Genomic DNA, 6,576 nt, shown 5'->3' with positions numbered 1-6,576 from the left:
ACATTAATAAACTCCGGCGCTGGATAAATTAACCTTGGCGCCACACTTCCTGATGAACCAACGCCACCGCCACCGCCAGATTGAGTTCTGGCGCGTCCCTCAGCCGATAATGCGGACGCTGCAGATTCTGGGCTAGCTTCATCCAATTGGGCTAAATTACCAAAGGCATTGTCTTTGACGGTATTAAAGGTTGGCAAAAATGATAGTTGTGGTAACTGCTCGTTAATATTTTTAGGGCTAAACAGACTTCGGGCCAAAGGAATGGCTATAATTAAGGCAATTAAACCACCGCCTAAAGCGTATTGTAATTTGTTGAAATTCATAAATTTGGTAATAAAATTTTCTTGGGTGTCAGCGCTAAGCTTTTTAGCCTTTGCTAGTACTTCTTTTCTTAATTGGCGTTTAAACGCCTCATCGATTTGCGCAGCCGGCCGGCTGGATAGCAATTCTTCAATTAGGACAATTAACTTTTTTTCATGACTTTTTAGCTTCGGGTCAATTTCGTAAAGCTCAGCTAATAAATTTTTAATTTCTGACTTCATATAATTAAACGTTTAAAAGGAATATTAGTAACAAGCTTAACGGCATTTGTTGACGTAATTTTGACATTGCCCTTGAGTATATAACTTTGCAATTATTTTCATTTTTGCCGACAATATCAGCAATTTCTTTATACGACAGCCCCTCCCAAACGCGTAAGATTATTATTTCCCTTTGCTCGGATGGGATGCCTTGAATATACTTTTGTACTTTTTCTAATTCCATCTTAGCTTCTACTTCTGCCTTAAATGGTTTAGCGCTTAAATCCCAAACGTCCTCAATGTCAATTTCTTGTTTTTGTGATCGGTAATAATCAATTACGTTGTTGCGGGCGATTTGGTAAATCCAAGCTGAAAAAGTTCCCTGATCAATTTTGAAAGTGCCAATTTTATCTAAGGCCTTAATAAAAGTTTTGCTGGTTAAATCTTCAGCCGTTTCTTTATGCAAAGTTTTGTAATAGATAAAATTGTAAATTTTTTTAATATACAAATCATATAAAGCGCCAAACGAGTCTAATTTTCCCTGTTGGCACTCCTGGATGGCTTGTAGTTCGCTTGTCTCCATGTTAAGCCAATGGTTATCAAAGTTTTATGGCTTAAAGGCTGCAAAACCCCCGGCCGTAAAAACTCTTTTATTTTTTTTAACATAACCTTTTGCTTAATTACCCTCTGTAAAATTATACGAGGTATTGGCTAAAAGGTTACAAACAATAGTATATCAAAAAACGAACTGCTTGGCTCGTCAGCTCTTTCTCTATTTGTCATTGCGAGCCTGCCTGCCGGCAGGCAGGGAGCCACAGGCGACGTAGCAATCCCTCCCAGGGGCATGCCTGAGATCCTCACGTAGGCTAATGCCTACTCAGGATGAACATCGGAGCCTAGGATAACGATTCTTTAAAACATTTTTCCGCCTATGAGAACATCATGGGTTGGCTGCAATAGTACGACCTCCCCGTTTTCGTCAGGCAAACCCAAAGTTAAAACTTCTGAGATAAATGGGCCAATTTGCTTGGGCTCAAAATTTACAACCGCAATAACTTGCTTATTTAAAAGATCTTCTTTGGTATAGTGAGTTGTGATTTGAGCTGAAGATTTTTTAACCCCTATCTCCTCTCCAAAATCAATGCTTAATTTATACGCCGGCTTACGTGCCTCCGGAAAATCATCTACGGCAATAATTTTGCCGATCCGAATATCAACTTTTTCAAAGTCCGAATATGATATCTTTTTCATATTATTCAAGTTTTTGAGCTATTAACTGAATCCAATCATCAATATCGGTATCTTCGGTGTTTTCATAAACTATTTTCAAATTTGCCTTTAATACAAAGCCTTTTATTTCTTCTAAAGCAAAAAAGCTAAAGAATCTCTCAAACTCATAGCCAAAATCATTTTGAGTGATGGTAGTTTCTGATGGGCCATCCAACCGTTTAGCTTTTACCGCAATATAAATATAGCCGCCAGGGTTTAGCTTACTAAGCAATGAATTTAAAACTTCACTAATTTCATCTTTTGGAAAATGCAGCAATACGGCTTGAGCAAATATACCGTCAAATTTTTGGTTCAAAAAATCTAAGTCTTTTATATCGCCGACTAAAAATTCAGCCGCCGGGACTTCGCGCTTGGCAATGCCTATCATTTTTTCAGAAAAATCCACACCAGTGACTTTCATGCCATTTTGCGACAAATATTTTGATTTTACCGCGGCGCCGCAGCCGGCATCCAGCACAGTCCCCCCTTGGCCGACTAAGCTGATAAACTTATCTATGCCTTCATGCCACCAGCTATCCACTTTATGTACTGCAAACCAATCCTCAGCTATTTTGTCATACGTATCTTTTAGACTCATTTGTAAAATTAATTTTCAACGTCATAGGCCACCCTAATATTACCTTTGCTGGCCTTTATTTTTCTAATTGTAATTCTACCAATATCTTTTAAGTTTACCACGTGCGTACCGCCGCAGGGTACGCCAAAATCGCCATACATGACAACGCGGCTCGGTTTATCTATCGGGATGTAATCGGGCACATGGTGACACACCGTGCTCATTTCGCTTTTATCCATGAAAACTAACTTAGTTTGTGCTCCTTTTCTAATAATATCATTGCATGTGGTTTCAATTTTCTTCTTTTGTTTTTCTTTATCAAATTCGCTAATGTCGCCTTGGTACTCAACATAAGGCCCTTCCGGAAAATGATAACCTTTGACTGGCATCCAATTAATCCCTAATCCATTTAAAGCCATATCAACTATATGCCCGGCTGAATGTAGACGGCTGTGCAATTGCCGGCGCGCGGCGTTCACCTTACCTGTGGCTTCATCACCGTCCGTAAAATCACCAAATTCAAAATGCCCTATATGTTTTACTACTCCATCCACAAACCGAACTTCTTCAACTATAAAGTTCGCGCCTCCTGATTCAATCGTTCCTTGATCACATGGCTGTCCCCCGCCTTGAGGATAAAAAATTGTTTGGTCTAGCGTGATTACTGTTTTATCATCTTCAGTACTGACCGACTCTACTTTTGATTTGGCTTCCAAAAGCTCAAAATTTTCTAGATAGAGTAGCTTGGTTTGGCTCATACATTACTTTTTATTTTCCCACCGATCTGTTTCAATATTTGCTTGGCGTAAAATTTCAGACAATAGGTGCTTGGAGATGTCGCGGGTATGCGGATTAGGTATACGAACTTTTAGCTTTCCTTTTATCATAAACAAATGACGGCCGCCTGAATAGGGGCCATCAAACCCAAACTTACGAAAGCGCTTGACGAGTTTTCTCCACGAGATATTTTTAGGCATTCTTGACCATCTCGCGCCGGTCTACTTTTAATTTAAAACCAGGGATGGTGTCGCCGCTGCGTATTTTTAACAGTATCCAATCTTCTAAAACTTCACGCAACGTTCCTCTACAATCTTCCAGTGTCTTAGCCTCTGCCCAAACTCCCTGAAGGCTTGGGATTTCCCCGAAATAGGTTTTATCTTTCAAGAGTTTGTATTGTGCAGTCTTGAGTTTTTTCTCTATAAATTCGCTCAGCATAGTAATTTTAGTCTAACACCTTTTATTGCCCGAAGCAATACTCCTATTTTTTGCCTGTTTTAAAAGGATAATAATGCACTGCGGCGCCTTTTCTTTGCTTTTTCACTAATCCTCGTTTGATTAATGTATTTCGTAAATGTGCCGAATGTTCCAATCCTAAAATTGTATGCATTTCTCGCGGACGAATACCGGGACGCTTCTTAATTAATCCTAACATCGCCTTAAGTAGCTGATCGTTTGATTGTTTACTCTTTAACTTCACCATATTATTCAGTTTTGTACTTCTGCTATTAATTTTTTTGTTAGCGCCATTGATAACCCAATAACGCACTCAATATCGCCCTCAATTCTATCAATATACGGCTGGAGAAGCGGGAGACGAATTGAAAATGCCCCCGCACGAACATACGGATGCCCTTCGGCAATGTATTGGTCTAGTACATGCTTGGGTATAGGATTAAAATGCACTATTGCCTTATCAACAGCAACGGCACGCTTGCCGCTCCCGGTGTGAGTCACTGCCACAGCACTAATACAGTACGCTGGATATTTCGCTACCATATCAAGCATTAAACGCGCTTCTGTTTCGTCTTTCGGTTTCTCCAGAACGGCGTTATTACACACACATAGATTATCAGAAGTAATTAAAAGCGCTGGCCTTTTAATTTTTTGAAGCAAGGCATCAGCCTTAGCTTGTGCGAGCGCAGCCGTCAACCTCTCGGGATCATCATCGCGGATTTTACTTTCATCAATTAAAGTTATACCCGTACTTTTCTAAAATGTATTTTCTTTCGTTTGATTGAGAGCCTAAAATTATTTTTAAATCGTCTGCCATTTTGATTATTTCTTATGATTACGCATTTTTAACCACATTTTTTTAAACCACGGCATGGTCAGCGTTGAAATCATAAAGGCAAACGATGGCACGATGGCGTTTAACCACGGGTTATCAACTTCAATAACGCGCAAATAAACCCCAATCGCTAAATACGTAAACAACGCCAGCAAGCCACGGCGTGTCCAACTCACTTCCCATGCTTTATCTGCTTCAACTTTTTCGTTACGCTCTTCAATCTTTTTAATTTTTTGTTCTAAATTATCCATGCCGTCAATTTCTTATTATTCTCCCCTCTCTTTAGAGGGGGCAAAGATGGAGCCGGTGGTTTTTTTCCTTACCTCCCGTGACAACGTTTGGACTTCTAAACTTTCCCATGACACGCTTTAAACTTCTTTGGCGTTCCGTCATCGTTCACCGCTCCGCAAGGACAAGGCTCGTTACGTCCGACTTTAGCGCCTTCAAATTGAGTTTGCTGGGTGTGTTGCTCAGTGTTAGCTACGCGACGCTTGGCTTCTTTGGCCATCGCTTCAACGCCAGCACTGGAAAATTGCGTTTGGCCTTGGTCAGCGGTTTTGGCCGGCGCGGTTAATTGTACGCCCTGATTAGCTACTGCGGCTTGAGCAATTTGCGCTCCTTCACCTACTTTGTAAATAGAGTATACAACTTGGCGTTGAATTAAATTTTGCAGTTCGTTAAATAACCGATAAGATTCTTTTTTGTATTCAACTAGCGGGTCTTTTTGACCGTAGCCGCGTAAACCAATACCAGTACGAAGCGCCGTCATAGCATCAAGGTGCTCAATCCACAAAGTGTCAATCGCGCGTAATAAAAATTGCTTCTCCAACCGCCTCATCGGTTTTTCTTGCCCTGCCAAAAGCCCAGTGACGTGCGTTTCCAATTCTTCATAGCGCTTTTTGGCAATATCGTTTAGATAATTAATAATCTTAGTCCTGGCATCAGCATCTTTTTTCTTATCCCCTGCTCCAGCCCCTAAATCTTTAATCTCTATTTTTTCTTTTTCAGTTAGCGGAAAAATTGTAGTTGCCACTTCATAAATCTCATTTAAATCCCATTGTTTTTCATCTTCCACGGCGGTGTGAAAAGATACGACATTGGTTATTTCGTTTTCCACCATGTCTTGAATTTGAGCCTTAATATCGTCGTTATGCAAAACTTCTCGACGGCGGCGATAAATCGCTTCCCGGTGCTTATTTAAAACGTCATCATATTCAACCAACCGTTTACGAATATCAAAGTTATTGCCTTCAACTTTTTTTTGGGCCTGCTCAATGGATTTAGAAATAATTTTATTTTGAATCGGCATATCTTCTGGTACTTTCAAAGTTTCCATCACGCGCTGCATCCTGTCAGACCCAAAAATTCGCATCAAATCATCATCCATAGATACAAAAAACTGGGAACTGCCTGGGTCCCCCTGGCGTCCTGAACGACCTCGCAACTGATTATCAATACGCCTGGATTCATGGCGTTCGGTGCCAATAACGTGTAAACCGCCCGCATCAATCACTTTTTTATATTCAACCTCATCATACGGGGTGCCGCCTAAAATGATATCCACGCCTCGTCCAGCCATATTAGTGGCAATCGTAACCGCTCCAGGTTTACCCGCTTGGGTAATAATCATGGCTTCGCGTTCGTGGTTTTTAGCGTTAAGCATTTCGTGCGGAATCCCTTCTTTTTTGAAATACTCGCCTAACATCTCATTTTTTTCAATCGAAATCGTACCAATCAAAACCGGCTGGCCGGCTTCATGGCGTTTTTTCACCTCTTCCACTATTGCTTTAAATTTGCCGCGCTCGTTTTTGTAAATCTTATCTACTTTATCTTTTCTCACCATTGGTTTGTTGGTTGGAATCACAGTGACTTCCAAATTATAAATTTTGGCAAACTCTTCTGCTTCAGTAGCTGCGGTACCAGTCATACCAGATAATTTTTCGTATAGGCGAAAATAATTTTGGAAAGTAACAGTCGCCAACGTCATGCTTTCGCGTTGCACCTCAACGCCTTCTTTAGCTTCAATGGCTTGATGTAAGCCTTCACTGTAACGGCGGCCGGGCATTAAACGGCCGGTAAATTCATCCACAATCACAATCTCGCCATCTTTAACGACATAATCTTTATCTTTTTTAAACAAA

The 6,576-nt window shown here is 40.6% G+C and carries 11 protein-coding genes; all 11 read right to left on the bottom strand.

Annotation, left to right across the window (positions count from 1 at the left end; genetic code table 11):
- A partial coding sequence (locus COT81_05615) for a hypothetical protein (protein PIS04614.1) occupies positions 1 to 542 on the bottom strand: 542 nt, incomplete at its 3' end.
- 4 nt (positions 543 to 546) lie between these two features.
- A complete protein-coding gene (locus tag COT81_05610) occupies positions 547 to 1,104 on the bottom strand; it encodes a hypothetical protein (protein ID PIS04613.1) in 558 nt (185 codons plus the stop codon).
- 329 nt (positions 1,105 to 1,433) lie between these two features.
- Positions 1,434 to 1,772, bottom strand: a complete 339-nt coding sequence (locus tag COT81_05605) for a tRNA-binding protein (protein PIS04612.1) — start codon at positions 1,770 to 1,772, stop codon at positions 1,434 to 1,436.
- 1 nt (position 1,773) lies between these two features.
- A complete protein-coding gene (locus COT81_05600) occupies positions 1,774 to 2,388 on the bottom strand; it encodes a hypothetical protein (protein PIS04611.1) in 615 nt (204 codons plus the stop codon).
- An 8-nt stretch (positions 2,389 to 2,396) separates the two neighbouring features.
- On the bottom strand, positions 2,397 to 3,125 hold the full coding sequence (locus tag COT81_05595; GenBank protein PIS04610.1) for a hypothetical protein: 729 nt from the start codon (positions 3,123 to 3,125) through the stop codon (positions 2,397 to 2,399).
- A 3-nt stretch (positions 3,126 to 3,128) separates the two neighbouring features.
- The gene (locus COT81_05590; protein PIS04609.1) at positions 3,129 to 3,344 is read right to left on the bottom strand and encodes a hypothetical protein; all 216 of its coding nucleotides are present in this window, start codon (positions 3,342 to 3,344) and stop codon (positions 3,129 to 3,131) included.
- A complete protein-coding gene (locus COT81_05585; protein ID PIS04608.1) occupies positions 3,337 to 3,582 on the bottom strand; it encodes a HicB family protein in 246 nt (81 codons plus the stop codon). The genes COT81_05590 and COT81_05585 overlap by 8 nt, the downstream gene beginning before the upstream one ends.
- Positions 3,583 to 3,625: 43 nt before the next feature.
- Positions 3,626 to 3,847 (bottom strand): hypothetical protein, encoded by a 222-nt coding sequence (locus COT81_05580; GenBank protein ID PIS04607.1) that lies wholly within the window; start codon positions 3,845 to 3,847, stop codon positions 3,626 to 3,628.
- 5 nt (positions 3,848 to 3,852) lie between these two features.
- Complete coding sequence (locus COT81_05575) at positions 3,853 to 4,344, bottom strand: hypothetical protein (GenBank protein PIS04606.1); 492 nt, start codon at positions 4,342 to 4,344, stop codon at positions 3,853 to 3,855.
- Positions 4,345 to 4,422: 78 nt separating this feature from the next.
- Positions 4,423 to 4,686: a hypothetical protein gene (locus COT81_05570; protein PIS04605.1), complete on the bottom strand. Its 264-nt coding sequence runs from the start codon at positions 4,684 to 4,686 to the stop codon at positions 4,423 to 4,425.
- Between the two features lie 95 nt (positions 4,687 to 4,781).
- Positions 4,782 to 6,576 (bottom strand): preprotein translocase subunit SecA (locus COT81_05565; protein ID PIS04604.1); only part of this gene is annotated, 1,795 nt, incomplete at its 5' end.

The sequence above is a fragment of the Candidatus Buchananbacteria bacterium CG10_big_fil_rev_8_21_14_0_10_42_9 genome (assembly GCA_002773845.1).
GTDB lineage: Bacteria > Patescibacteriota > Patescibacteriia > Buchananbacterales > 21-14-0-10-42-9 > 21-14-0-10-42-9.
This window is presented reverse-complemented; position numbering and strand designations above follow the sequence as displayed.

Coding starts and splice junctions, on each gene's coding strand:
- COT81_05570 (PIS04605.1), bottom strand. CDS start 4,686: ATGGATAATTTAGAACAAAAAATTAAAAAGATTGAAGAGCGTAACGAA.
- COT81_05605 (PIS04612.1), bottom strand. CDS start 1,772: ATGAAAAAGATATCATATTCGGACTTTGAAAAAGTTGATATTCGGATC.
- COT81_05585 (PIS04608.1), bottom strand. CDS start 3,582: ATGCTGAGCGAATTTATAGAGAAAAAACTCAAGACTGCACAATACAAA.
- COT81_05610 (PIS04613.1), bottom strand. CDS start 1,104: ATGGAGACAAGCGAACTACAAGCCATCCAGGAGTGCCAACAGGGAAAA.
- COT81_05600 (PIS04611.1), bottom strand. CDS start 2,388: ATGAGTCTAAAAGATACGTATGACAAAATAGCTGAGGATTGGTTTGCA.
- COT81_05590 (PIS04609.1), bottom strand. CDS start 3,344: ATGCCTAAAAATATCTCGTGGAGAAAACTCGTCAAGCGCTTTCGTAAG.
- COT81_05580 (PIS04607.1), bottom strand. CDS start 3,847: ATGGTGAAGTTAAAGAGTAAACAATCAAACGATCAGCTACTTAAGGCG.
- COT81_05595 (PIS04610.1), bottom strand. CDS start 3,125: ATGAGCCAAACCAAGCTACTCTATCTAGAAAATTTTGAGCTTTTGGAA.